Origin of the sequence: Sphingomonas sp. 66-10, from assembly GCF_001897045.1 — a bacterium.
GTDB classification, from domain to species: Bacteria; Pseudomonadota; Alphaproteobacteria; order Sphingomonadales; family Sphingomonadaceae; genus Sphingomonas; species Sphingomonas lycopersici.
This window is the reverse complement of the sequence record NZ_MKRR01000138.1, coordinates 173130-199076: the sequence shown is the minus strand read 5'-3', so window position 1 is coordinate 199076 and position 25947 is coordinate 173130. Positions and strand designations below refer to the sequence as shown.

23 protein-coding genes and 1 pseudogene are annotated in these 25947 nt (G+C 69.7%); 6 read left to right on the top strand and 18 right to left on the bottom strand.

Features of this window, described 5'->3' with window-relative positions:
- Window positions 1–274: 274 nt before the first annotated feature.
- The 4 genes from phbB to BGN95_RS20320 all read right to left on the bottom strand — a co-directional run bounded on the left by phbB (window position 275) and on the right by BGN95_RS20320 (window position 6124).
- A complete protein-coding gene (gene phbB / locus BGN95_RS20335) occupies window positions 275–997 on the bottom strand; it encodes an acetoacetyl-CoA reductase (RefSeq protein WP_179513200.1) in 723 nt (240 codons plus the stop codon).
- Between the two features lie 32 nt (window positions 998–1029).
- Window positions 1030–2034: a ferrochelatase gene (hemH, locus tag BGN95_RS20330; RefSeq protein ID WP_179513199.1), complete on the bottom strand. Its 1005-nt coding sequence runs from the start codon at window positions 2032–2034 to the stop codon at window positions 1030–1032.
- A complete protein-coding gene (locus tag BGN95_RS20325; protein ID WP_286773817.1) occupies window positions 2031–4241 on the bottom strand; it encodes a molybdopterin cofactor-binding domain-containing protein in 2211 nt (736 codons plus the stop codon). The genes hemH and BGN95_RS20325 overlap by 4 nt, the downstream gene beginning before the upstream one ends.
- A 197-nt stretch (window positions 4242–4438) precedes the next feature.
- Window positions 4439–6124 carry a class I adenylate-forming enzyme family protein gene (locus tag BGN95_RS20320; RefSeq protein ID WP_286773816.1) on the bottom strand — a complete coding sequence of 562 codons (1686 nt, stop codon included), beginning with the start codon at window positions 6122–6124 and terminating at the stop codon, window positions 4439–4441.
- Window positions 6125–6189: 65 nt separating this feature from the next.
- Here BGN95_RS20320 and lgt point away from each other — a divergent pair, with 65 nt between their 5' ends.
- From lgt to pgeF, 4 genes are read left to right on the top strand one after another with little or no spacing between them, the layout of a single operon-like run.
- On the top strand, window positions 6190–7071 hold the full coding sequence (gene lgt / locus BGN95_RS20315; RefSeq protein WP_265270228.1) for a prolipoprotein diacylglyceryl transferase: 882 nt from the start codon (window positions 6190–6192) through the stop codon (window positions 7069–7071).
- Complete coding sequence (locus BGN95_RS20310) at window positions 7068–8111, top strand: class I SAM-dependent methyltransferase (protein ID WP_286773815.1); 1044 nt, start codon at window positions 7068–7070, stop codon at window positions 8109–8111. Before lgt ends, BGN95_RS20310 begins: the two co-directional genes overlap by 4 nt.
- The gene (locus tag BGN95_RS20305; protein ID WP_265314038.1) at window positions 8108–8623 is read left to right on the top strand and encodes a GNAT family N-acetyltransferase; all 516 of its coding nucleotides are present in this window, start codon (window positions 8108–8110) and stop codon (window positions 8621–8623) included. Before BGN95_RS20310 ends, BGN95_RS20305 begins: the two co-directional genes overlap by 4 nt.
- A gap of 5 nt (window positions 8624–8628) precedes the next feature.
- Window positions 8629–9396, top strand: a complete 768-nt coding sequence (pgeF, locus tag BGN95_RS20300; protein ID WP_265314075.1) for a peptidoglycan editing factor PgeF — start codon at window positions 8629–8631, stop codon at window positions 9394–9396.
- Window positions 9397–9500: 104 nt separating this feature from the next.
- Here the strand turns inward: pgeF and hslU are convergent, their stop codons facing one another.
- Window positions 9501–10799: an ATP-dependent protease ATPase subunit HslU gene (gene hslU / locus BGN95_RS20295; protein WP_179513194.1), complete on the bottom strand. Its 1299-nt coding sequence runs from the start codon at window positions 10797–10799 to the stop codon at window positions 9501–9503.
- A 20-nt stretch (window positions 10800–10819) separates the two neighbouring features.
- Window positions 10820–11383, bottom strand: a complete 564-nt coding sequence (gene hslV / locus BGN95_RS20290; protein WP_179513193.1) for an ATP-dependent protease subunit HslV — start codon at window positions 11381–11383, stop codon at window positions 10820–10822.
- Window positions 11384–11504: 121 nt separating this feature from the next.
- Between hslV and BGN95_RS20285 the strand changes: the two genes are divergently transcribed.
- Window positions 11505–12686 carry a Yip1 family protein gene (locus BGN95_RS20285; RefSeq protein WP_286773814.1) on the top strand — a complete coding sequence of 394 codons (1182 nt, stop codon included), beginning with the start codon at window positions 11505–11507 and terminating at the stop codon, window positions 12684–12686.
- 147 nt (window positions 12687–12833) lie between these two features.
- Here BGN95_RS20285 and BGN95_RS20280 read toward each other — a convergent pair whose 3' ends face one another.
- From BGN95_RS20280 to BGN95_RS20270, 3 genes are all read right to left on the bottom strand, one after another.
- Window positions 12834–13241, bottom strand: a complete 408-nt coding sequence (locus BGN95_RS20280) for a holin family protein (protein WP_179513192.1) — start codon at window positions 13239–13241, stop codon at window positions 12834–12836.
- A 20-nt stretch (window positions 13242–13261) separates the two neighbouring features.
- Window positions 13262–13801, bottom strand: a complete 540-nt coding sequence (locus tag BGN95_RS20275) for a glycoside hydrolase family 108 protein (RefSeq protein WP_286773813.1) — start codon at window positions 13799–13801, stop codon at window positions 13262–13264.
- A 67-nt stretch (window positions 13802–13868) separates the two neighbouring features.
- Window positions 13869–15194, bottom strand: a complete 1326-nt coding sequence (locus BGN95_RS20270; RefSeq protein WP_286773824.1) for a dihydroorotase — start codon at window positions 15192–15194, stop codon at window positions 13869–13871.
- Between the two features lie 44 nt (window positions 15195–15238).
- On the opposite strand from BGN95_RS20270, the gene ygfZ reads away from it, so the two are divergent.
- The gene (gene ygfZ / locus BGN95_RS20265) at window positions 15239–15955 is read left to right on the top strand and encodes a CAF17-like 4Fe-4S cluster assembly/insertion protein YgfZ (RefSeq protein ID WP_179513190.1); all 717 of its coding nucleotides are present in this window, start codon (window positions 15239–15241) and stop codon (window positions 15953–15955) included.
- A 119-nt stretch (window positions 15956–16074) separates the two neighbouring features.
- Here the strand turns inward: ygfZ and BGN95_RS20260 are convergent, their stop codons facing one another.
- The 9 genes and pseudogenes from BGN95_RS20260 to BGN95_RS20220 form a co-directional block, all read right to left on the bottom strand.
- Window positions 16075–16509, bottom strand: a complete 435-nt coding sequence (locus tag BGN95_RS20260) for a VOC family protein (RefSeq protein WP_209547687.1) — start codon at window positions 16507–16509, stop codon at window positions 16075–16077.
- Window positions 16506–17807, bottom strand: a complete 1302-nt coding sequence (locus BGN95_RS20255; protein ID WP_179513189.1) for a UDP-glucose dehydrogenase family protein — start codon at window positions 17805–17807, stop codon at window positions 16506–16508. Before BGN95_RS20255 ends, BGN95_RS20260 begins: the two co-directional genes overlap by 4 nt.
- 397 nt (window positions 17808–18204) lie before the next feature.
- Window positions 18205–19326, bottom strand: coding sequence for an OmpA family protein (locus BGN95_RS20250; protein ID WP_265270245.1), 1122 nt, complete (start codon window positions 19324–19326; stop codon window positions 18205–18207).
- 112 nt (window positions 19327–19438) lie between these two features.
- Window positions 19439–19939 carry a DUF2793 domain-containing protein gene (locus BGN95_RS20245; RefSeq protein WP_286773812.1) on the bottom strand — a complete coding sequence of 167 codons (501 nt, stop codon included), beginning with the start codon at window positions 19937–19939 and terminating at the stop codon, window positions 19439–19441.
- Window positions 19940–19976: 37 nt separating this feature from the next.
- Window positions 19977–22124, bottom strand: a complete 2148-nt coding sequence (locus BGN95_RS20240; protein WP_286773811.1) for a GTA baseplate fiber-binding domain-containing protein — start codon at window positions 22122–22124, stop codon at window positions 19977–19979.
- 1 nt (window position 22125) lies between these two features.
- On the bottom strand, window positions 22126–22518 hold the full coding sequence (locus BGN95_RS20235) for a peptidoglycan endopeptidase (protein ID WP_179513185.1): 393 nt from the start codon (window positions 22516–22518) through the stop codon (window positions 22126–22128).
- Window positions 22515–23312, bottom strand: a complete 798-nt coding sequence (locus BGN95_RS20230; protein WP_286773810.1) for a phage/gene transfer agent baseplate hub protein — start codon at window positions 23310–23312, stop codon at window positions 22515–22517. Before BGN95_RS20230 ends, BGN95_RS20235 begins: the two co-directional genes overlap by 4 nt.
- Before the next feature lie 2 nt (window positions 23313–23314).
- On the bottom strand, window positions 23315–25585 hold the full coding sequence (locus BGN95_RS20225) for a DUF2460 domain-containing protein (protein WP_286773809.1): 2271 nt from the start codon (window positions 25583–25585) through the stop codon (window positions 23315–23317).
- A 152-nt stretch (window positions 25586–25737) separates the two neighbouring features.
- A pseudogene (locus BGN95_RS20220) lies at window positions 25738–25947 on the bottom strand (tail tape measure protein); the annotation flags it as partial.

The following is a 25947-nucleotide window of genomic DNA, read 5'->3' as shown; positions in this document are numbered from 1 at the left end:
CCGGCCATGGATACCTCGACCCGCTTGATCAACATCACAGATGCTCCCTTCACGAGGGAGGGGGCGGGGGTGGGTTGGCAGGGGGGCACCCGATCCGCTTCCTCGCCGGCCAACCCGCCCCCGACCCCTCCCTTCCATGTAGGGGAGTGCGAAAGCGCGGGCCACGACGCGGGCGTGAATCCCGCGTCGTCGGACGGGCTCGCTGGCGCGATCCGCCGGCCGTGCCGGGTGCTGCCGCGTCGCGGCACCGGCGCGCGGTGCGCGCCTGCACCCGTCAGTACATATGCTGCCCGCCGTTGATGCTCAGCGTCGATCCGGTGACGAACCCCGCCTCCTCCGAGCACAGGAAGGCGACGCCGCGCGCGATTTCCTCGGCCTGGCCCAAGCGGCCGACCGGGATCTTGGCGACGATCTTCTCGAGCACGTCGGCCGGCACCGCCGCGACCATATCGGTGTCGATATAGCCCGGCGCGATCGCATTGACCGTGACCCCGGCGCGCGCGCCTTCCTGCGCCAGCGCCTTGGTGAAGCCGTGGATGCCCGATTTCGCCGCAGCATAATTGACCTGGCCATATTGCCCGGCCTGCCCGTTGATCGACCCGATGTTGACGATCCGCCCCCATTTGCGGTCGCGCATCCCCGGGAACACCGCCTTGGCCATGTTGAAGCAACCGCCAAGGTTGGTGTCCATCACGTCCTTCCACATCTGGTAGGTCATCTTGAGGATCGTGCCGTCGCGCGTGATGCCGGCATTGTTGACCACGATGTCGATCGGGCCGAGTTCCGCCGCGACGCGCGCGCAGCCCTCCTGGCACGCATCGTAATCGGCGACGTCCCATTTATAGGCGGGGATGCCGGTCCGCTCGGTAAACTCCTTCGCACGGCTGTCGTTGCCGGCGTAATTCGCCGCCACCGTGACTCCCTTGTCGCGTAACGCGACGCTGATCGCTTCGCCGATCCCTCGCGTCCCACCGGTCACCACCGCAACACGTGCCATCGGATTCTCCCTCGTCACAGCCGAGCCCAAGGCTACGGGCGGGGAACCCAACCTTCAAGCTCCCGCGCGAGGATTGCCTGTAACATTTCCACACCGGGCGCGGACGCGTTGAGGCACGGCAGATAAGCGAACGACCGCCCGCCGGCGCCGAGGAAGGTCTCGCGCCCGCGGATCGCCAGTTCCTCCAGCGTCTCGAGGCAATCGGCGGAGAAGCCCGGCGCGACCACCGCGACCCGCGTCACCCCCTGCTCCGGCAGCGCGGCGAGCGTCGCATCGGTCGCCGGTTCGAGCCAGCGCGCGCGGCCGAAGCGCGACTGGAAGGTCACCGTCACTTGCCGCCCCAATGCCTCGCCGAGCAGCCGCGCGGTCTTGAGGCATTGGCAATGATAGGGATCGCCGAGCGCGAGCGTCCGCGCGGGCATGCCGTGGAAGCTGACGACCAAGGCCTCGGGCGCGAAATCGAGCCGCGCCAGCTCGGCCTCCACCGATTGCTTCAATGCCGCGATATAGGCCGGATCGTCGTGATAGGGCGGCAAGGTGCGGATCGCCGGTTGCCAGCGCATCGCGGCGAGCGCGGCGAAGGCGCGGTCGTTGGCGGTAGCGGTCGTCGCGGCGCAATATTGCGGGTAGAGCGGCGCGATCAGGATGCGCTCGCACCCCGCCGCCTTGAGCGCGGCGAGCCGATCGCCGATCGCGGGATTGCCGTAGCGCATCGCCCAATCGACCATCACCGCCGGGTCGAAGGCGTCGCGCAGCGCGGTCGCCTGCGCACGGGTGATCGCGGCGAGCGGCGAGCCTTGCGCGCTCCACACCTGCTGATAGGCATGCGCCGATTTGCGCGGCCGCGTCGTCAGCACCGCGCCGCGCAGGATCGGCTGCCACAGCCATTGCGGCAGCTCGACGACGCGCGGATCGGAGAGGAATTCGGCGAGATAGCGCCGCACCGCCTTGGGGTCGGGCGCATCGGGGGTGCCGAGGTTGATCAGCAGCACGCCGACGCGCGGCGGCGCGACCGGGGGATGATCGGCCGGGATCATGCGATCGCTCCGAACGGCAGGGTGCGCAGCCGCTTGCCCGCCACGGTGGCGAGCGCGTTGACCACCGCCGGGGCGACCGCGACCATCCCGAGGTCGCTGACCCCGCCGGGATCGGCATTGCTCGGAAGCAGCTCGACGGTGATGTCGGGCATGTCGGCGAGCCGCGGCAGCCCGAGGTCGCCCAGCCGGCGCGCGGTGACAAGGTTGCGATCGATCTCCACCGCGCTGGCGGTGGCCGCGGCGAGCCCGAAGATCAACCCACCCTCGATCTGCTGGCGGATCAGATCGGGGTTGACCTGCCGCCCGCAATCGACCGCCGCGACCAGCCGCTCGACCCGCGGGCTGCCCGAGGCGTCGATCGACGCCTCCGCCATCACCGCGATATAGCTTCCCGCCATCGCGTGGCACGCGATCCCCTGCCCGCTGCCGTCACCGCCGCCGTCCCACCCGCCGAGCGAGGCCGCGGTCGACAGGCAGCGCGCGAGCCGCGCGTCGCGCAGCATCCCGATCCGCCACGACATCGGCTCCGCCCCGGCGCGATGCGCCAGCTCGTCGATGAAACATTCGGTGAAGAAACAGGTATAGCCGTGCGCGCCGCCGCGCAGATGCCCGCTGGGCAGCCCGATCTCCGCCGGATGATGTTCGACGAGGCATCCGCCGGTGCGGTACGACGGCACCGCCCCCGCGACCGCATAGCCGTCGGCGGCCTCGGGCAAGGCGCGTGCGGCCGCGACCACGGCGTCGCCCGGCATCAGCCGCGTCGCGAGTTCGCGTCCGGTGGCGGGGGCGGCGATCTGCGCGCGCCAGCCGAGGATCGCGCCGTTGCCGCCGAGCCGCGCGGTCATCCGCGCGCGTGCCGGGGCGCGGACGCAATCGCGCGCCAGCGCCTCGCGCCGCGACCAGACGAGCTGCACCGGGCGCTTGGTCTTCGCCGCGACGATCGCCGCCTGCGCCGCGACATCGCATTCGAGCGCCGCGCCGAACGATCCGCCGATCAACGTCGGGTGGAGCACCACCGCCCCCGGCGCGATGCCGATCGCGCGCGCCGCCGCCTCGCGCGCCAGCCCGGGCGCCTGCGTCCCCAGCCACAATTCCAGCCGGTCGCCGTGATACCAGGCGGTCGCGCACGGCGGCTCGATCGCGGCGTGGAAAACGGGGGCGACATGATAGTCCGCGGTGACCCGGCCGGGGCCGTCCATCACCGCGGCGATGTCCCCCGTTTTGGCGAAGCGTTGCCCCGGCCGCGCCAGCGCCGCATCGAGCGCCGCCGCGATATGGCGATCGTCGACCGGGGCGCCGCGGGTCGCGAACCGCGGCGCGAGCGCGGTCAGCGCGCGGTTCGCCGCCCACCAATTGCTCGCCAGCGTCGCGACCCAGCGCTCGTTCTCGATTACCGCGATCGTCCCTGGCACCCGCTGGGCGGCCGCCTTGTCGATCCGCACCAGTCGGGAATCGCCGACCGGTCCCTGCATGATGCTGGCGAACACCATATCGGGCAATCGCACGTCGGCGGCGAAGGTCGCCGAGCCGTCGACCTTGGCCGGCACGTCGAGCCGCGGCACCGCCCGACCGGTCAGCCGCCCTTCGTCGCCGATCCGCATCGGCAGCTCGGCGGGCAGATCGAACGCTACCGCCTCCGCCGCCAGATCGGCGAAGCGCAACTTGTTTTTCCCCGCGGTGACGAAGCCGGCGTTCGTCTCGCACGTCTCCCAATCCGCGCTCCAGCGCTTCGCCGCGGCCTTGCACAGCAGCACCCGCGCTGCCGCTCCCGCCGCGCGCAGCGCGGGCTCGAACTGGCGGATCGAGGTCGACCCGCCGGTCAGCATCAGCGCGCCGCGCACGGCATGTTCGCGGCGCAACGCTTCGGGAATGCGATCATAGCTGCCGGCGAACAGGATGTCGGCGGCGAGCGGGTTGGCGTAGAGCGGGTTGAGCGGCGCGGGCTCGACCCCGATCGTGCGCCAGTCGGCGCCGAGCTCGTCGGCGAGGATCTGCGGCAGCGCGGTCCACACCCCCTGCCCGTGCTCGGCCTGCGGCACCGCGACGGTGACCTGCCCGTCGGTCGCGATCTTGAGCCACGCATTGTAGATCGTCTCGCCCGGCGCTGCGACGAGATTGGGCGCGAAGCTGCGCGGCCACACCGCCCAGGCGACCAGCAGCCCCAGCCCGGCCCCGCCGGTAACGAGCAGATTGCGTCGCGTGACCATCGCGTTAGCCACTAGGCGGGTGGCTCGACATCCGCCAGTCTTCTCGCGTCACCCCTTTGTGCGCCCGCCTTCGCGGGGACAAAAGGGGCCAGAGCATCCGCCCCTGCCTACCACCCCGGCGAAGGCCGGGGTCCAGCATCGGGCCGGTCGTAACTGGACCCCGGCCTTCGCCGGGGTGGTAAGCGCACGTGAACGGATCAGGCCGCCACCAGGGCACGATATTTCGCGCGCAGCGATACCTTGTCGATCTTCTCGGTCCCCAGCCGCGGCAGCGGATCGGCGACGATCCAGATCCTCGCCGGCACCTTGAACGCCGCGATATGCTTGAGGAGAAAGTCGGTCAGCTCTTCGGGCGACAATGAAGCACCCTCGGCCGGATGGACCACCGCGCCGGGCACCTCGCCGAACTTCTCGTCGGCCAGCCCGAACACCGCCGCCTCGGCCACCGCAGGATGCTCGTAGAGCGCCGCCTCGACCTCCTGGCAGCTGATATTCTCGCCGCCGCGAATGATGATGTCCTTCTTGCGGTCGACGATGAACAGATAGCCGTCCTCGTCGAGATAGCCGATGTCGCCGGTGCGGAAATAGCCGTCGGCGGTGAAGGCCTCGGCGGTCGCGTCGGGGCGGCCCCAGTAGAGTTCGAAATTGGCCACCGAGCGGATACACACCTCGCCGCGCTGCCCCGTCGCGAGCGGCCGCCCGGCATCGTCGAGGATCGCGAGATCGACCAACGGCAGGGTCGGCCGCCCCGCCGAATTGGGCTTGGCGAGATAATTGTCGCGCAGATTGCCCGTTCCCACCCCGTTGGTTTCGGTGAGCCCGTAACCGATCAGCGGCGCGCCCTGCATCTCCTCGTGGATGCGGCGGACATGCTCCACCGGGCGCGGCGCGCCGCCGGCGGCGATGTCGGTCATCGTCGACAGATCATATTTGTGCCGGTTGGGGTGGGTGAGCATCTCGAAGCTCATCAGCGGCACCCCGACGAAATAGGTGATCTTCTCCTTCTCGATCAGCCGCATCGCCTCTTCGGCATCCCATTTCGGCATCAGCACCAACTTGCGCCCGATCGCGAGCGACATCAGCATCACCGGCACCTCGGCGGTGACGTGGAACAAGGGCACGTTGAGCAGGGTGGAGGGCTGGAGCGTGCTCACCTCGCCGTCCTGCGTCGCGATCGCCAGCATCATCATCGCCGAGGAGAGATAGTTGAACACCCCCTGCACCACCTGACGATGCGTCGAGAGCGCGCCCTTCGACCGCCCGGTCGAGCCCGAGGTGAACAGGATCGTCGCATGATCGTCCGGGCCGATCGCGGGGAGCGCGCCGACATCGCGGGTGGTGACCCCGGCCAGCGCCCCGGCCAGCGGCAAAGTATCGTCGAAGGTGACGACCTGCGCGCGGAGCCCCGCGATCGTCGCCAGCCGCGCGGCGCGCGGGCCGTCGGCGAAGACCAGCGAGCAATCGACATCCTCGATCGCCTCGCGGAACTCGTCGGCCTGCCACCAGCCGTTGAGCAAAGTGGCGACCCCGCCGGCCAGCAGGATGCCGAAATAGAGCGTGATCCACGCCGGCGAGTTGCGCGCCGCGATCCCGACGCGATCGCCCTTCTTCACCCCGAACCCGCCGACCAGCGCCGCGGCCACCTGGGTCGCGGCGGCATATACCGCGCCGAAGGTCAGCCGCTCGTCCCCCGCGACGAGGAATTCGGTCGCCTGATGCTCGTTGCAGAAATGCGCGACATAGGCCCCCAGCGTCGGCGGCGCGGCGGCGATCACCGGCAGCTTGCGGCCGAATCGCTCGATCTCCGTCAGCGCAAGCGGACCTCCCTCGGCGGTCATCGCAGCCATCACCGCGTCCATCTTGAGGTCCAGCTCGGTTTTCATGCGCCTCTCCGCTTGGTCTTGTCTCGTCGGGCCACTATGCAGGCTCCAAGCACGAGGGAAAAGCCTTGATCCTGTCTTTGTCAGCCGCCGCCGCCAGCCATATCCAGTTCACCGATCTGGGGCTCCACCCGGAGATTTTCTCGATCGGCTTCTTCACGCTGCGCTGGTACAGCCTCGCCTATATCGCCGGGATCGTCGTCGGCTGGTGGTATCTCTTGAAGCTGCTCGCCCAGCCGGGCGCGCCGATGGCGCGGCGCCATGCCGACGATCTGGTGTTCTACGCGACGCTCGGCATCATCCTCGGCGGGCGGATCGGCTATGTATTGTTCTACGCCCCCGATATGCTGCTCCACCCGATCCGCATCCTCCGATTGTGGGACGGCGGCATGTCGTTCCACGGCGGGGTGATCGGCACGACGATCGGGATCATCGTCTTCGCGCGGAAGAACGGGCTCAACTGGCTGCGCATCCACGATTATGTCGCGTGCGTCGCGCCGTTCGGGCTATTCTTCGGCCGGCTCGCCAATTTCGTGAACGGCGAATTGTGGGGCAAGCCCAGCGACGTCCCCTGGGCGATCGTCTTTCCGCATACCGTCCCCGCCGGGATGATCGAGCCCGCGCGTCACCCGAGCCAGCTCTACGAGGCGGGGCTCGAGGGCGTCGTGCTGTTCCTCGTCCTGTGGTTCTTCTTCTGGCGCACCAAGGCGCGCTACGAGCCGGGCAAGCTCGTCGGCATCTTCGTGCTCGGCTATGGCCTCGCGCGCTTCTTCGTCGAGTTCTTCCGCGAGCCCGATGCGCAATTCGCCGGCACCTTCTTCGCCACCACGATCCATATGGGGCAGATCCTCTGCCTGCCGATGATCGCGGGCGGGCTGTATCTGATCGCCACCGCCCCGGCGCGCCGCCGCCGCGTCGAGCCGATCGCGGGGAGCGACAGCGTCGCGTGACCCGGCCCACCGACGAAGCCCCGCTTCCCGAGCGGCTGGCGCGCGCGATCACGCTCGGCGGGCCGATCCCGGTCAGCCAGTTCATGGCCGCCGCCAATGCGCATTATTATGCGACGCGCGATCCGCTGGGCGCGGCGGGCGATTTCACCACCGCGCCCGAGATCAGCCAGATGTTCGGCGAGCTGATCGGGCTATGGGCGGCCGATCTGTGGGACCGCGCCGGGCGCCCGGCGGACGCGCTCTGGGTCGAGCTCGGCCCGGGACGCGGTACGCTGACCGCCGACGCGCTGCGCGCGATGCGCGCGGCTGGTTTCCTCCCCCCGGTCCATTTCGTCGAAACCAGCCCGGTGCTGCGCGCCGAACAGGCGAAGCGCGTCGCCGATGCCGTGTGGCACGATGACGTCGAGGACCTTCCCAGCGATCGCCCGCTGATCATCATCGCCAACGAATTCTTCGATGCGCTGCCGATCCGCCAGCTCGTCCGCGCCGCGAACGGGTGGCACGAGCGGCTGGTGGCGTGTCAGGACGTGCTGTTCCTGCCGATCGCGGGCAAGCAGGTGCCGGATAGCGTGATCCCCGAGGGGCTGCGCGATGCCGCCCCCGGCGCGATCATCGAAACCTCGCCCGCGTCGGTCGGCATCATGCGCGTGCTCGCCGCGCGGATCGTCGCGCAGGGCGGCGCCTTGCTCGCGATCGATTATGGCTATCAGGGCCCGGCGATCGGCGACACGCTCCAGGCGGTGCGCGGCCATGCCTTCGCCAATCCGTTCGACGAGCCCGGCGAGCGCGATCTCACCGCGCATGTCGATTTCGCGACGCTCGGGCTGGTCGGCCACGCCAGCGGGGCGATCGCCAGCGGGCCGATCGATCAGGGAGACCTGCTCCGCGCGCTCGGCATCGACGCACGCGCCGCGGCGCTGGCGCAGAAGGACCCGCGCGTCCTCGCCGACCGCGACCGGCTGGTCGAGGATATGGGGACATTGTTCAAGGCGCTCGCCATCCGCCACCCCGATTGGCCGCAACCGGCAGGATTCGCATGATCGACTATCGCACCCCGACCTCCGCCGACGGCCCCGCGCTCGATGCGATGGCGCAGAAGATCTGGCACGACACCTTCGCGCCCTTCACCGCGCCGCAGAATATCGCCGCCTATCTGTCCGAGGCTTACGGCCCGAACGGCAAGTTGATCCGCGATCTCACCAACCCGGCGGTCAGCTGGCGCATCGCCTGCGACGGCGCGGCGATCGTCGGCTATGCCAAGCTCGTCCCGCCATTCCTCCCCGATCCGGCGATGACCGCGGGGGCGGTCCAGCTCAGCCAGCTTTATGTCGCCGGCACCCACCACGGCGCGGGAATCGCGCAGGCACTGATGAACTGGTCGATCGAGACCGCGCGGGCGCGCGGCGCGACGGCGCTGCTGCTCACTGTCTATGAGGCCAATCCGCGCGCGATCCGCTTCTACGAGAAGCACGGCTTCGTCCATATCGGCGATTATGCCTTCCCGGTCGGCGATCAGGTCGATCGCGATCTGATCATGCGGCTGGCGCTGTGAGCGCGATGGCAAACAGCGTCGAGGTCAACCGCGCCGCCGCGCTCGCCGGGGTGGCGCACGGCTTTCTCGGGCGGCGCGGCGGCGTGTCGACCGGCGTCCACGGCGGGCTCAACGTCGGCACCGGTTCGACCGACACCCCCGCGGCGCTCGCCGAGAACCGCCGCCGCGCGACCGAGGCGGTGTTGCGCGGCGCAACTTTGGTGACGCTCTATCAGGTCCATTCCGCCGATTGCGTGACGGTGCGCGCACCGATCGACCACACGTTGCGCCCGCATGCCGATGCCTTGGTGACCGACCGCCCGGGGCTCGCGATCGGAGTGCTCACCGCGGATTGCGCGCCGGTGCTGCTCGCCGATGCCGAGGCCGGGGTGGTCGGCGCAGCGCACGCCGGGTGGAAGGGCGCGCTGGCGGGGGTGACCGATACGACGATCGTCGCGATGGAAGCGCTCGGCGCGCAGCGCGATCGGATCGCCGCGGCAGTCGGCCCGTGCATCGCGCGCGCCAGCTATGAGGTCGATCGCGCGTTCCAGCAGCGCTTCGAACAGGCCGACCCTGCCAACGAACGCTTCTTCGTCGACGGCCGCGAAGACCATGCGCAATTCGATCTCGAAGCCTATGTCGCGCACCGCCTCGCCGCCGCCGGGCTGACGCGGATCGAAACGCTCGGGCTCGATACCTATGCCGACCCCGATCGCTTCTTCAGCTACCGCCGCGCGACACATCGCGGCGAACCCGATTACGGCCGGCAGATCTCGATCATCGGGCTCGACTAAAGCCCGACCGAATGCCGTCACCCCAGCGCAAGCTGGGGTCTCATGCCGCAAGCGCACGTCCGCGGCCCGAGATCCCAGCTTGCGCTGGGATGACGATTACATCGTCACAGCACGAACCGGCTCAGATCGGTATTCCGCGCGACGCTGGCGAGCTGCTTGTCGACATAGGCGGCATCGATCGTCAGCGATCCGCCCGCGCGGTCCTCGGCGTCGAAGCTCACCTCCTCGAGCAGCTTTTCCATCACCGTCTGGAGCCGCCGCGCGCCGATATTCTCGATCTCGCCATTCACCTCGGCGGCGATCCGCGCCACCGCGCGAATGCCGTCGTCGGTGAAGTCGATCGTCACCCCCTCGGTGCCGAGCAGCGCGCGATATTGCGCGGGCAAGGACGCCTTGGTGTCGGAGAGGATCGCGACGAAATCCTCCTCGGTCAGCGCCTTCAATTCGACGCGGATGGGCAGCCGCCCCTGCAATTCGGGGAGCAGGTCGCTCGGCTTGGCGACGTGGAACGCGCCCGAGGCAATGAACAGGATATGGTCGGTCTTCATCGGCCCATATTTGGTCGAGACGGTGGTGCCCTCGATCAGCGGCAACAGATCGCGTTGCACGCCCTCGCGGCTCACCGATCCGCCGCGCACGTCGCTCACCGCGATCTTGTCGATCTCGTCGAGGAAGACGATGCCATTGGCCTCCGCGTCCGCCAGAGCGACGCGGCTCACCTCATCCTGATCGAGCCGCTTGTCGGCTTCCTCCTCGACCAGTTTCTCCCATGCCGCGGGGACGGTCAGCTTGCGGCGCTTGGTCTGCCCGCCGCCGAACGCCTTGCCCATCATCTCGGACAGGTTGATCATCCCGACCGACCCGCCGCCCGGCAGGTCGAACGGCATCTGCGGCGCCTGCTGCAGCTCGAGCTCGATCTCGGTCTGCTGGAGATGCCCGTCGCGGAAGCGCTGGCGGAAGCTTTCGCGCGTCGCCTGGCTGGCATCCTTGCCGACCAAGGCATCGAGCAGCCGCGCCAGCGCGGCCTCCTCGGCCTTGTCCTTTACTGCGTTGCGGCGGCGTTCCTTTTCCAGCCGCACCGCTTCCTCGACCAGGTCGCGCGCGATCTGCTCGACGTCGCGGCCGACATAGCCGACCTCGGTGAATTTGGTCGCCTCGACCTTGACGAACGGCGCGTCGGCCAATTTGGCGAGGCGGCGGCTGATCTCGGTCTTGCCGCACCCGGTCGGCCCGATCATGAGGATGTTCTTCGGCGTCACCTCGTCGCGCAATTCCGCGCCGAGCTGCTGGCGGCGCCAGCGGTTGCGCAATGCGACGGCGACCGCGCGCTTGGCGTCCTTCTGCCCGATGATATGCGCGTCGAGCGCGGCGACGATCGCCTTGGGGGTAAGATTGTCGTTCATGTCGTCCTTCAGGAAATAGTTCAGGCGGCGCTGTCGAGCGTTTCGACGACCAGCCGGTCGTTGGTGAAGACGCACAGCTCGGCCGCGATCTTCATCGATTTGCGCGCGATCGTTTCGGCGTCCTGCTCGTAATCGGCGAGCGCGCGCGCGGCGGAGAGCGCGTAATTGCCCCCCGAACCGATCGCCGCGATCCCCGCCTCGGGCTCCAGCACGTCGCCATTGCCGGTCAGGATCAAGGTCACGTCCTTGTCGGCGACGATCATCATCGCCTCCAGATTGCGGAGATATTTGTCGGTCCGCCAATCCTTCGCCAGCTCGACCGCGGCGCGCATCAAATGCCCCTGATGCCGTTCGAGCTTGGCCTCGAGCCGCTCGAACAAGGTGAAGGCATCGGCGGTCGCGCCGGCGAAGCCGCCGATCACCTTGCCCTCGGCGCCCAAGGTGCGGACCTTGCGCGCATTGGGCTTCATCACTGTATTTCCCATGGAAACCTGGCCGTCACCGGCCACCACCACCTTGCCCCCGCGTCGAACCGATAATATCGTCGTGCCGTGCCAGACGGGCGTACTGCTTTCGTTGCTCATGGCGCGGCATATGGGGCGGCTTGAAGGGCGCCGCAATCACCCCTGCCGCCGTCGTATCGATCCTATCCTTGACGCTCCGAACGGCGCAGGAATTGCCCAAAGCAAAAAGAGGGGAATATCGATGGCAAGCCAGTTCCCGGAAGGCCGCACCACCTCGCTGGTCGAGCGCGCCAAGAACCTGATCCTGCAACCCAAGGACGAATGGCCGCGGATCGATGCCGAGCCGATGACGGTGAAGGGAATCTTCACCGGCTGGGTCGTCCCGCTCGCCGCAATCGGCCCGGTCGCCGGGCTGATCGGCAGCCTCGCCTTCGGCTATCGCCTTCCGCTTGGCATCGTCGTACGCCCGTCGATCGGCGCGGCGGTGACCACCGCGGTGGTCGGCTATGCGCTGGCGCTGGCTGCCGTGTGGCTGCTCGCACAGATCATCAATGCGCTCGCCCCGACCTTCGGCGGCACCAAGAACAATATCGCCGCGACCAAGGTGGCGGCCTTTTCCGCGACCGCCGGCTGGCTCGTGGGGATATTCCAGATCATCCCCATGCTCGGCTTCCTCGGGCTGCTCGGGCTCTACAGCCTCTATCTGCTCTATGTCGGGCTGCCGCGGCTGATGAAGGCGCCGGACGAAAAGGCGATGGGCTATACGATCACCACGATCGTCGCGGCGATCGTCGTGATGCTGGTGGTCGGCGGGCTGACCTCGGCGATAACCTCGCCGATGATGCGTCCCGCGCTCACGCTCGGTTCGGCGAGCGATACGGTCTCGGTCCCCGGGGTCGGGTCGGTCGATCTCGGCAAGCTCGATGCGGCGAGCAAGCAGATGCAGGCCTCCGCCGAGAAGATGCAGGCCGGCGCGCCCGTCGCGCTTACCCCGACCGCGACCTTGCAGGGCTTCCTCCCCGATACGATCGGTGGATGGAAGCGCGGCGATATCGAGACCGCGAGCGGCGGCGCCGGCGGGGTCGGCGGGTCGAAGGCCGAGGCGCGCTATACCCAGGGCAATGATTCGATCACGTTGGCGGTGGCCGATGTCGGCGCGATGGGCGCGCTGGCCGGGCTGGGTCAGGCGCTCAACGTCCAGTCCAACCGCGAGACCAAGGACGGTTACGAGCGCACCTCGACCGTCGACGGCCGCATGACCAGCGAAAAGTGGAATTCGACCTCGCGCAACGGCAGCTACAATGTGATCGTCGGCAATCGCTTCGCGGTCTCCGCCGACGGCACCGCGCCCGATGCCGCCGCGTTCAAGTCGCTGGTCGGCGCGATCGATATCGGCAAGCTCGAATCGCTCGCCAAGAGCTGACGAAACAGCCCGTCCACCTTCTTCTCCCCTCCCTGGTGAAGGGAGGGGCTGGGGGTGGGTGGATATGGGGGATACCGGTCCGCTTCCTCGCAGGCCAACCCACCCCCGATCCCTCCAAGGGAGGGGAGAAGAGGGGGGCGATATCGCTCACCGCCCCTTCGCCTTGCCCCATTCGCGCGCCACGGTGTACCCAAGGTAACCGGTGCCGAACAACGCGTAGAGCGGCTCGGGAATCCCGTTGAGATAGGCGTTCATCCCCTGCCCGATCGCGCTCGCCCAGGCCGGGCGGATCGCCGCGATCAGCCCCATCGGGATCGACCACAAGAGCAGCACATACATCACATAGAGGAAGCTCGGCCGCGCGCGGCTGGTCCAGGGATCGGTCGAACCGGCCTCGGCCAGCACCGCGGCCATCTGGGTCTTGATCCGTTCGAGCTCCTGCGTCCCGTCGAGCCGCAGCAATTCGAGCTTGGCCGCCTCGCGCGCCTTGGGATCGGGGATCAGCCGATCGATCAGCCCCGCGACCGGGGCGATGATGCTATCGAGCAACGCCATATCGTCTCTCCGCAAGTATCTCAGCCGAGCCGGTTGGCAAGCCAGCCGTAGAGAAAGGCCTCATTGGCCGGGCGACGCTCCGCCAATGTCATGTATCGCGCGCCCTGCAGCGCCTCGAGCGCCTTGAGCAGCACGCGCTCGCCCGCCGCGCCGCGCCGCGCGCGAAACCCGTCGAGCGCCGCGAGGGTATGCGGGCCGATGAGCCCGTCGACCGCGACATCGGCATAATCCGCCCCGCCGCGATTGAGCGCGTTGAGCGCGCGCTGGAGGAAGCCAGTCGCCACCTTCGGCCCCATATTGATCCCGGTGTCGAACAGTTCGGCCGCGATCAGCGGCATCGCCGCCGCGACGCGGTCATAGCCCGGGCGCTGCCAATAGAGCCGGCGATAGATCGCCGCCGCGGTCTCGCGCGGCAGCGCGCGCATGTCGCCGGCATAGCCATTGGCACGCGCCACCCGCTCGGTGATGCCCCAGCGTGTCGCGCCGCCGCGATCGGCAGGGTTGTCGCTGAAACCACCTTCGCGCCCGATCGCCGCATCGATCAGATCGTCAATATCCATTGCTGCCCGTCCTCGATGGGGAACGGCAGTCCATTTAACCCAATTGGTTCGCGTAGGAAAGAGGGCCTTACCCGAAATCGACCGATTCGAACCGTACCGGCTCGCCCGCCGGCGCGTCGCCGAGGCTGTCCTCCCACATCGCCACCCCGCCGCGGATGATCGTGCCGATCGGCTTGCCGGTCAGCGTCATCCCGGTGAACGGCGACCAGCCGCAGCGCGAGGCGAGCCATTGCGCGTCGATCGTCCAGCGCTTCTTGAGATCGACGACGGTGAAATCGGCGTCATAGCCCGCGGCGATCCGCCCCTTGCCCGCGATCCCGAAGATGCGCTGCGCGCCCGCGCTGGTCAGGTCGATCACCCGCTGGAGCGTCAGCCGCCCCGCGGCGGCATGATCGAGCAGCAGCGGGAGCAAGGTCTGCACCCCCGGCATCCCGCTCGGCGAGGCGGGATAGGGCTTGGCCTTTTCCTCGAGCGTATGCGGCGCGTGATCCGATCCGATCACATCGGGCACACCCTGGTTGAGCCAATGCCACAGCCCGTCGCGATGCGCGCCCGAGCGGATCGGCGGGTTCATCTGCGCCAGCGTGCCGAGCCGCGGATAGGCCTCCTCCCCCACGAGCGTCAGATGCTGCGGGGTCACCTCGCACGAGGCAATGTCCTTGTGCTGCGCGAGCAGTTCGAGCTCGGCCGGGGTGGTGACATGAAGCACATGCACCCGCCGCCGCGCCGCCCGCGCCAGCGCGAGGATCCGCCGCGTCGCGAGCATCGCGCTCTCGTCGTCGCGCCACACCGGGTGGCTCGCGGGATCGCCCTCGACGCGCTCGCCGGCGCGCGCGTTCATCCGTTCCTCGTCCTCGGCGTGGATCGCGACGCGGCGACGCCCCGAAGCGAGCACCTCGGCGAGCCGCGCATCTTCGCTGACCAGGAGGTCGCCGGTCGAGGCGCCCATGAAGATCTTGACCCCCGCGGTCCCCGGCAGCCGTTCGAGCTCGGCAAGGTCGCGCGCATTGTGGTTGGTCGCGCCGACGTAGAAAGCGTGGTCGCACCACATCCGCCCCTTGGCGCGGGCGAGCTTGTCCGCGATCGCCGCGGCGCTATCGGTATTGGGCTTGGTGTTGGGCATTTCGAACACCGCGGTCACCCCGCCCATCACCGCCGCGACGCTGCCGGTGGCGAGGTCTTCCTTATGTTCGAGCCCCGGCTCGCGGAAATGGACCTGGGTGTCGATCACCCCCGGCAGGATATCGAGCCCGGTACAGTCGATCGTCCGCCCGGCATCGCCGCTCGCGCCGATCGCGACGATCTTGCCGCCGCGCACCGCGACATCGGCGCGCACCGGGCCGCCCGGCGTGTGAACCGTGCCGCCTGCCAGCTTGAGATCGAATGTCGCCATCATCAGCCCTTCCGTCGCCTGCTGAGTCTCCCTAACTCTGGCGCATGACCGATACCACCCCGACGATGCTGGCCGATCGTGCCGTGATCCGCGTTTCCGGCGATGATGTGCGCGGCTTCCTCCAGGGTCTCGTCACCAACGACGTCGCCGGCCCGCTCCCCGTCTGGGCCGCGCTGCTCACCGCGCAGGGCAAGGCTTTGTTCGATTTCCTGCTGTGGGAAGACGGCGCCGATGTGCTGATCGATTGCGAGGCGGCGCAGGCCGATGCGTTGGTGCGCCGGCTGACGCTCTACCGCTTGCGCCGCGCGATCACGATCGCGCGCGATCCGGCGCTCGCGGTGCATTGGCGCCCGACCGGCGACGAGGGCGTCCCCGATCCGCGCCTCCCGGCGCTCGGCCGGCGCTGGATCGCTGCCCCCGGCGCTGCCGTCGAAGGCTGGCTCGCGCACCGCCTGTCGCTCGGGGTGACCGAGGGCGTCGCCGAACTGGGCGACGGCGCAACCTTGTGGCTCGAATGCAATGCGCGCGAGCTCAACGGGGTCAGCTTCACCAAGGGCTGTTACGTCGGGCAAGAGAATACCGCGCGGATGCATCACCGCAGCAAGGTCAATCGCCGGCTGTTCGTCTGCCCGCTCGCCGAGCCCGGCGACCGCACCCGCACGCGTTACCCCGCGCTGGGGCTGATGATCGAGCTGCGCCGCGTCGAGGCACCGGGAGATGCGATCGTCCCGGACTGGCTGGCGGGGGCGCTCGCCGATTGACGGATTCGAGCGCCAGCCATTCCGTTCGCCCCGAGCCCGTCGAAGGGCGTCCCGTCGGCGGTGACTCGCGGACGCCCTTCGACAAGCTCAGGGCGAACGGGGAGAAGTGACCCGACTAACTAAGCCCGATCCGCATCGTTCGGCCACAGCCCCGGCGTCGCCACTTCGAGCACATGCCCGTCGGGGTCCTCGAAATAGAGGCTGGTGCCGCCGCGCGGCCAATGCATCTCGCCGCGCAACGTCACCCCGGCCGCGGCGAGATGCGCGCGCCACGGCGCCAGCGCATCGGCGGCGATCGCGAACGCCATATGCAGCGGCCCGTGCCCGTCATGCCCCGGCACCGTGCCGCGCTCGCCGCTCACATCGTCGGTCGCCCCGCCTTCCGGGAACAGCAGCAACACCCCGCCGCGCCCGGCGTCGAACGCGGTCAGCCGCGGGGTCTCGAGCATGATCGAGAGCCCCAGCACGTCGCGGAAGAACGCCACCGATCGCGCCATGTCCGCGACATAGAGCGCGGTTTCGAGCAGCCCCGCGATCGGCGGCGCGCGGTTCACCGCCCGACCGCCGAATAAGCGAAGCCGGCGCGCTCTGCCTCCGCCCGGTCGTAGATGTTGCGCAGATCGACCAGCACCGGCGCCGCCATCGTCGCGGCGAGCCGCTTGAGATCGAGCGCGCGGAACACATCCCATTCGGTGACGATCGCCACCGCATCCGCTCCCGCCGCGGCGTCATAGGCGTCGGCGCAATAAGTGATGTCGGGCATCACCGCCTTGGCGGTCTCGGCGCCCTCGGGATCATAAGCGCGGACATTGACCCCCGCGTCGATCAGGCTCTGGACGATCGCGATCGACGGCGCGTCGCGCATGTCGTCGGTATTGGGCTTGAAGGTCAGCCCGAGCACCGCGACGGTCTTGCCGCGTGCGTCGCCGCCCAGCGCGTTGAGCACCTTGCGCCCCATCGCGCGCTTGCGGGTATCGTTGACCTGGACGACCGCCTCGACGATCCGCACCGGGCTTTCGAAATCCTCGGCGGTCTTGAGCAGCGCCAGCGTATCCTTGGGGAAGCACGACCCGCCATAGCCGGGGCCGGCGTGGAGGAATTTGCGCCCGATGCGATTGTCGAGCCCGATCCCGCGCGAAACGTCGCGTACGTCGGCGCCCACCGCTTCGCACAGATCGGCCATTTCGTTGATGAAGGTGATCTTGGTCGCGAGGAACGCATTGGCGGCATATTTGGTCAGTTCGGCGGTGCGCCGCCCGGTGAACAGGATCGGGCTCTCGCCGAGATAGAGCGGACGATAGACTTCGCGCATCACCGCGCGCGCGCGATCGTCGTCGGTGCCGATGACGATCCGGTCGGGGCGTTTGAAATCGCCGATCGCGGCGCCTTCGCGCAGGAATTCCGGGTTGGAAACGACCGCGAAATCGCCGTCGGGGCGGGTATCGCGCAATATCTGCTCGACTCGGTCGCCGGTGCCGACCGGGACGGTCGATTTGGTCACCACCACCAGCGGCCCGGTCGCGGCGCGCGCGATCTCCTCGGTGGCGGCATAGACATAGCTCAGATCGGCATGGCCGTCGCCGCGCCGCGACGGGGTGCCGACCGCGATGAACACCGCATCCGCCCCGGCGACCCCGGCGGCGAGATCGGTGGTGAAGGACAAGCGCCCCGCGGCGACATTGCTGCTGACCAGTTGCTCGAGCCCGGGCTCATAGATCGGGATCCGCCCCGCGAGCAGCGCCTCGATCTTGTCCGCCGCCTTGTCGACGCAAATCACGCTATGGCCGAAATCGGCGAAGCAGGCGCCGGATACCAGCCCGACATATCCCGAGCCGATCATCGTGATGCGCATCTGAACTCCTTACGTCTTGATAGCCGTAGAGCGGCTCTAATGCCTTCGCCGGCAAACTCCATGACAAACAGCGGATTGGGTGCGCGGTTGCATCGCGCGCACCGGGCATTCCATCGATCGGCGGCCTGGTAGCGCCGCTGGAATCACGCGCCGCCCCTCATCCAACCGTTCGCCCTGAGCCTGTCGAAGGGCTGTACTTCCTTCGTCGGAAGAAAGTGCAGGGCTTCGACAAGCTCAGCCCGAACGGGGTTGCGGGACCGCTTTCCCACGAAGCACGCCGCTTTTCTGCCCGCCCGACAAGTTTTCTGCCCGCCCGACAAGGCGCCGGCCCCACCGCAACAAAAAAGGGAGGCCGGCGATGCCGACCTCCCGATTTTTTCGTCGATGGATATCGAACTTAGTGGCCGGCGCCCGGCCCGTAAGTGATTTCCACGCGACGGTTCTGGACCTCGCGGACGCCATCGGCGGTCTGCACGCGGAGGTGCGTCTTGCCGAACGCCTGGGTCGAGATCACCCCGTCCGGGATCGACTTCGACGTCAGATACGCCTTCACCGAGTCCGCACGACGCTGCGACAGGCCCATGTTGTACTTCGCCGAACCCGAGGTGTCGGTGAAGCCCGCGACCATGACCTGCGCGTTGCCGCAGCTCTGGTACTGGGTGACCGCATTGTCGAGGATCGACTGCGCTTCCGGGGTGATGTCCGACTTGTCCCACTCGAAGAAGACAATGAACGGACCCGGCGAGCACACCACTTCCGGCGGCGGCGGCGGCGGCGGCGGAGGCGGCGGGGGAGGCGGCGGCGGCGGGGGCGGCGGCGGCGGCGCAGCCGGTTCGCCGAAGTTGTAGGTCAGACCGCCGAGGATCGAGTGCGACCGGAAGCGGCCGTCGTACGACGAACCCGCAATGTCGGTCAGCTTCACGCTGTTCGCGTTGAAGAAACGATACTTCAGCGAGACGTCGACATGGCTGGTCAGCGGTGCGCGGATACCCGCGATCGCCTGCCATGCGAAGACCGTGTCGGAATCGTCCAGCGTCGAGCCGGCGCGGTTCAGATCGATCCGGTTCTTGACCCGCGCGACACCGGCACCGCCGCCGACGAAGCCCTGCAGCCCGTCGTCCGGCCCGAAGTCGAGCAAGCCGTTGAGCATGAAGCTCAGCGCCGAAGAACGGCCGCCGGCATAGCCATAGGTGCCCGGCGCAAGGATCGAGCCGCCCGTGAGCGGGATGCCAGCGGTCGACGCAATGCTGTCGACGGTCGCGGTGCGATAACCGACCTCGGCTTCGAGGCGGAAGCCGCCGAAGTCGTAACCAATCACGCCGTCCGAATCCCAACCATAATCATGGTTGACAGTCGCCGTGCCGGTCAGCGCCGGATTCACGTTGGCGATATTGTAGTTGATGTCCTCGACAATCATCGCGCCGAAATCGGCGCCCACGTACCAAGCCTTGTCGCGGGCAAGCGCCGGCGAGGCAAGTGCGGTGGAGGCAAGTGCCACTACAACGGCAAGCTTCCGCATCATAATCCCCTTTCCACAATGTCACTACGGACAGCGCAAACTCACTATCGGAAGCTTGGTTTCCACGCAAGCGCACAAAAACGTCGATTTGTTGCTATTATGCAACAATCGTTCACGCAATCAGACCGTGCCCGCGCAGCGCGGCCAGCACCTCGCGCAAGGTCGCGCGCGCCGCGCCGTCCACCGTCGTGCCGCCGGCCGGATCGGCAATCGCCGCGCGCCGCGCGCCGATTACCTGCTCGCCCCCGACCAGCAATCGCGTCGCGCGCATCTCGCCGACGCGCCACGCGCCCGCCTCGAACCGCACCGCGACGCGATCCGCAAGGCTCCATGCGACCATTCCCTCCACAGGCGCGACGTAACGCCAGCCACTTGCGGTCCAGCCGGCGAGCATCGCCCCGCGCCCGGCCCATTCGCCGCCGGGCGCCGCGCCGACGATCCAGCATTGCCCCGCCGCGGGCGCGGCCGGCGGCACGTCGACCGACACCGCCTCGATCACCGGCTGGACCGCGATGTCGAGCAGCGCCAGCGCCTCATTGTGATCGACCTCCTTCTGCGCCTGCCCCGGCTGCAGCAGCGGCAGCGCGAGGCGCGGCGATCGCTCGTCGGTCATCGATTCCTCCCAGTGTAAAATGTGATTAGGTTGCGGGTCACAGTCGCGGATCGCGGGGTCGGATTACGATCGTCGCGGCGGGCGACGCGCCGTTGGTGCCGATCTGCGCCACCGTCACGCCGACCGGCCCTGCGGCGCGCTCCGCCGCGGTGACCCGCGCGACGGGGGCATCGACGGCGAGCGTCCGCGCTGCCGCGCCGGTCGGCACGATCGTCACGCGATAGTGCTCGCGCTCCTCGCCCAGCGGGGTGTCCGCGCCGTCGCGCCACCGCCAGCCGCTGCGCCCGCGCCGCCGCCAGCGGATCGTCGCCCCGCCGTCGGCATCATCGTCGAACGCCAGCCCGACCGGCGCCGGCGGCAGGATCGAGGCGCCGGTCAGCACGACGGAGGTTTCCGCAACATCGGACACCGCCTCCGCCGCGACCTGCACCGCCTGCCCCGGCGCCGCGGCGAGCGACAGCGTCAGCGCGGCCTCGGCCTCGATCAGCACGAACCGGTCGCCGGCCGCATGGTCGGCGAGCGCGGTCCCGCGCCGCCCGCGCAGCAGATCGCGCAACCGCCAGCGCCGCGCCGCGAGCTGATCCGCCGCGCCGAACTGGAGCAATTCGTCGCCGACCAGCGCCAGGTTCGCGCCGCGATCGAGCGCCCCCGCATCGGCGCCGCTCAGCGTCATGCCGTCATGCGCCAGATCGACGAGAATCTCGCTGCGCCGGTCGACCAATGTCGCGGGCGCCCACGGCACCCCCGCCGCGACCACCCCGAGCGTCGCCGGCAGCGCGCTGCCGCCGATCGCGGTCCAGCGCGCGCCGCCGTCGAGGCTGGTGCGCAGCGCCGCGCGCCGCCACCCCGGCGCGCTTCCCGCGGCGACGATCGTCAGCCGCGGCTCGCTCAGCAACGCCTCGTCGAGCGCGGGCAATTCGAAGGCATGGAGGATCGTCGTCCCCGCCACCGCATCGGGCGCGCCGAGCACCCGCCCCGACGACGCGGCCACCGGCGCGGTCGCCCAGCGCTCGGCGAGCAGATCGAGCGTCACCGCCATCCGCTCGAGCGTCGCGCCGGTCACCCGCCACAGCCCGTCCTCGCCGGCGATCGCCACCCGGTCGCCGGGCGCCACCGCGATCGCGGCGACGTCGCTCGTCACCCGCCGCCGCACCCGCTCGGCCTCGGCGCGCGCGAGCATCGCGGTGGCGAGCGCCTTCGCCGCCCCCGCACCGATCGCCGCCGGGGCATCGACCGTCTCGCCGCGCCGCCCCGCGCCGGGCCGCGTCGCGCGCTGCCGCCCGGTCTGATAATCACGCGCCGGATCGTAATGCGCGACCGCGATCGATTGCGGTACCGTCTCGATCGGGCGGATCGACCGCGCGCGCCGCGGCGCCCCGGCATCCTCCACCGTCGCCACCGCGCCCACCCCCGGCGCGCGCATCTCGATCGCATCGCCGACCGGCGCGAACCGGCACCCGCCGATCTGCCCGAGCACCGCGACCACCGCGCGCGCATTCTCGCCATAGGCCGAAAAGCCGTCGATCGCCGCGCTGCCCCCCGCATCGCGCACCACGCCGTCGCTGACCGCCTGGGCCACCGCGCCGACCGTCACCGGCGCGGCATCGGCGGTCACCTCGAAGGTCAGCGACGGGATGCGATTGCCGAAATCCTCCAGCGCGAGATCCTCGAACACCGCATAAGCGATGCCGCGATGCGCCGGGGCGAGCGCCGCGCCTTCCGCGCTGGCGATCAGCGGATCGACCGGCTGATCCTCGCCGCCGGTCAGCAGGCGGAAATTGGTCGCGCTCTTCCAGTCGCCCGCCGCGCCGCGCAGCAGATTGCCGTCGGCCCAGATCCGCCCGACCCCGAGGATCGGCCGCGACGACAGCGCCACCGCGAAGGATGCGGTATAGCTGTAGCTGGTGACCTTCGGCCGCCCCTTGCCCCCGCTGGTCGCGCGATGCTCGACCAGATCGGTTGCCCAGATCACCGATCCCGCGACCCGTATCGTCCCGAACAAACGGGGGATCGGCGCGCCATAGCTCGAACCCTGCACCGCCAGCTCGGTCAGCCGCGGCCCTTCGCGCCCCTTGGGCTTGAACAGCAGGTTGCGGTCGATGATCTGCCCGAGCGTCGCGCCGATCGCGCCGCCGATCGGCCCGCCGAAGACATTGCCCACCGCGGTCAGCACCAAGGTCGCCATCTCATTCCCCTTCAAGCCGCCACGCCGCGAGCACCGGCCACGGCGGCGCCCCCGGCCGCTCGACGACGCGGCGCAGCCCCGCATCGGCGTGGACGAACCCCGCCTCGGTCCTGATCGCGAGATGCAGCCCGCCGCCCGCGCGACACAGCAGCAGATCGCCCGCCGCATCGCCGTCGCACGGCTCCAGCCCGGCGAGCATCGCCGGGGCGACCGCGGCCTCCCCCGCGGCAAGCGCGTAACCGGCCGGCACCCGCCCGCGCCACCCGCCCGCCGCGAGCGCCCAGGCCGCGACCCCGACGCAATCGAGCCCCAACGCCGGATCGCGCCCGTGCGCGCGGAACCGCGCCCCGATCGTCGCGCGCGCCGCCGCGACGACGCGCCCGGCGCGCGTCATCCGCCCGGGTAGCGCGTCAGCAGGTCGATCCCCGGCAGATAGGGCTCGCCGCGGAAATTGATCGCATTGCCGAACCGCCCCGCGCAGGTCGCGATCGTCTTGTCGCACCCCTCGGTCACCTCGATCAGCACCCCGGGCTGGATCGCGAACGGCGGCAAGGTGCGCAGCGTCATCATTGCCCCCGCCGAGGCGGTCACCGCGCTCTCGAACCCGCAATTCATCCCCCCCAGCCACCGCACCAGCCCGCCGCCATAAGCATCGGGCGCGGGCTCAACGCGATCGAGCGTCACCGCCTCGGCGTCGCTCGCCACCACCCGCACGAACCGCCGCCGCCCGGCCAGCGCGACGCGGCAGCGCCGGTCGCCCAGCTCGGCGCGGCAATCGGGCGAAGTCGCCTCGGTCGCCGGCCGGTCGAGCGCCGCCGCCGCGCCGCGCAGCTCGGCGGTGAACCCGGCCGCGTCGAGATCGACCGCGCCGATCGTTCCCGCGCCGAGCGGGACCGGCGCGCCGCCCGCCGCCCAGTCGACCGCGACGATGCCGACCCGCGCCCCGTCCCACCGCCCCGCGATCAGATCGCGCTCGGTAATCGCCGCGCTGGTCAGCGCGCCCTTGGCGTCCATCGTCGCCGCTTCGAGCCCGTCGCCGCGCACGATCGCCGAGGGGGTCATCCCCGGCGCGGCGCGATAGGTGAAGCCGTCGACCTCGAGGTCGCGGTCATGATCGGTCAGCCCGATCGCCACCCCGTCGCGGCGCTCGATCCGCCAGCAGATCGCGAGCCCGGTCACCCGGTCCATGCTCAATCCTCCCTGATCTCGATCAGCGGCACCGACGGCGCCGCCCCGGCGAGGAAGGTCGCGCGCGTCACGCTCAGCCGGTCCTCGGCGAAGCGCACCGGTACGTCGAACGCGAAGGAGGCGGTGATCGCCACCCCCGAAGCCGGCGCGGCGTCGAACACGACATGCCCGCCCTGCTCCAGCGCGAATCCCGCGGTCGCGACGCCGCCGAGCCGGACCGCGACGCTCCCCGCCACCGGGCGGGTGATCCGGCGCACCGTCGCGCCATAATGTTTGACCAGCGCGAAGCGCCGCGTCGCGCCGTCGCCGGTGCCGATCGCCACGTCCGCCGCATCGGCGTCGAACGGATCGCGCAACCGGAAGCCGCGCGCCGGCCCCATCCGCGCGCGGAAGAAATCGAGCAGCACGCGGATGTCCTGCTCGCTGCGCACCCCCGGCCCGGCGTCATAGCGCGTCCGCGCCCCCGCCCACGCCACGTTGCGCGTCTCACGCCCGCCCGCGCTGGCGACGATCGTGGTGGAGAATTCGGGCGCCACCTCCGCCTCGCGGCCGAGCGCGAGCGGGAACAGCACGTCGTCGAACGCGATCACCGGCTCCTCCTCATCCCAATGCACCAAACCGTCGCGCATCACCTGCGGCAGCGCCCAGAAATAGGCGCGCGCCACCCCGCGCCGCCGCGCGGCATCGGCCGCGGCGGCGATCTGCCGCCAGTGCGGCGTCGCATCCGCCGCATCGCGCACGAACCCCGCGAAATAATCCTGCCGCCCCGGCGGGTAGCCGAGCCGCGCCGCCGCCGCCGTCGCGCCGGCGCGCGACGAGGCGGTGTCGCCCGCGGTCACCCAGTCATAATCCTCGAGCTGGAGCATATCGAACGCTGGGGAGGCCCAGCCGATCGGCAGATTGACGCGTTTCGCCTCGGGCGCCGCCGCGTCGAGCACCGTCGGGAGATAGGCGAGCAGATAGGTCCGGCAGTCCGCCGCCACCGCGCGCGCCGCCGCGACGAGCGCGGCGGTCGATGCTGCCAGCGCCGCGCCCGCCGCATCGAGCGTCGCGATCTCGGCGAGGCTCTTGGCGCCCGCGATCGTCGCGATCGGCACCGGCGCGAAGGCGGCCACCGCGCTGGCGTCATAAAGGCACGGCCGCCCGTCGGGCATCACCCACCACCACGGCTCGCCGACCTGGAAATGCGCCGCCAGCCCCGCCTCGACGCCGATCGCGACGAACGCCCGCGCCACCGCCTGCAGGTAATTCATCGCGCCGGCGTGGGTCGGCGAAAGCAGGGTCGAAGGCGGCGACCAGCCGGTCAGCGCGGGCGCGCCATCCGCCGCGCGCTGCTTCCAGTCGCCCCAGCAATGCCGGTCGAACAATTCGTAGCTCAGCGACCAGATGATATCATAGCCGAGCTCCCGCGCCCGCGCCGCGAAATCGCGATGCCACGCCGCGCAGGCGGCATTGAGCGCCCCGCCGGCAAGGCTGACGTAAAGCCCGCCCGAATTGGCCTCGAGCCGGAAATAATGGCTCATCCCGACATAATGGACGATCGCCCCGCGATAGCCGAGCTGGAGCGCGTTGCGCAGCAGCCGCGCGGGGGTGAGATTGTAGCTGTCGTCATAGCCCCCGGCGATGCCGATGCCATGTTCGGGGACGATTACATCGCCGATCGCGATCACCGCGCCCGCGCCTTCGCAGCGGATCGCGCTCATCTCCGCCCAGCCCTCGGCCGGCGCAGCGAGCAATGCGTCCGCCCCGCTGTAATCGCGCGGGACGAGCGAGACGAACATCCGGTCGACATCCCCCGCCCACACCGTGTCCGCCTCCGCCGGCAGCATGAACCCGCCGACGACGCTGGCGAAGTCGATCGAGATCAGCGCATCCTCGGGCATGCCCTCGGCATAATTCCACAACCGCACGTACCAGGTCCGCGGATCGCCGTTCCGGTCGCGCCCCTCGATCGTCAGCACCGGGCCGTTGACCGCATCGAGCGCGCGCACCCCGCCCGAGCGCCAGCGGAACGAGAGCCGGCAATCGCGGAAATCGCGCGCGGTCTCATATCGGAGCAGCGGATGATCCCAGCGATCCTCGGCTTCCCAGATCAGCCCGGCGAGATCGTCGGCGCGATAGAAGACGCAATCGACGCGCAGCGCATCGGGCGCGATCGTCGTCACCGCCGCCATCATCGGCCGCGGGAAGTTGACCGTCCAGAAACGCGCGTCGAAGCGCTGGATCACCCCCGCCGCCTGATGCCGCCGTTCGCGGCTCAGCCAATAGCCCATATCCCGTTCGCCTTGATTGTCCGCGCCAGCGAAAAGAAATCCGTTCGCCCTGAGCCTGTCGAAGGGCGGCCCCAACTCACGGGGACAGGACGCCCTTCGACAAGCTCAGGGCGAACGGTGGAGAGGGGCCCCGTTCCAACATCGCGGGGCCCCTACCCCCCCGCCTCGTCGAGCGCGGCCTTCACCGCGCGCGCCACCTGGCGGCTCGATCGCGCCAGCGCCGCCGGGGCGGTGTCGGCGGCGGCGTTGACCGTGATCGCCACCCGCACCTCGCGCGCGCCCGCCGCGCCCGCCGGCGCGATCGCGCCGCTCGCGGTGGGGATGAACAATTCCGGCCCGCGCTCGCCGACCCAATAAGGCCG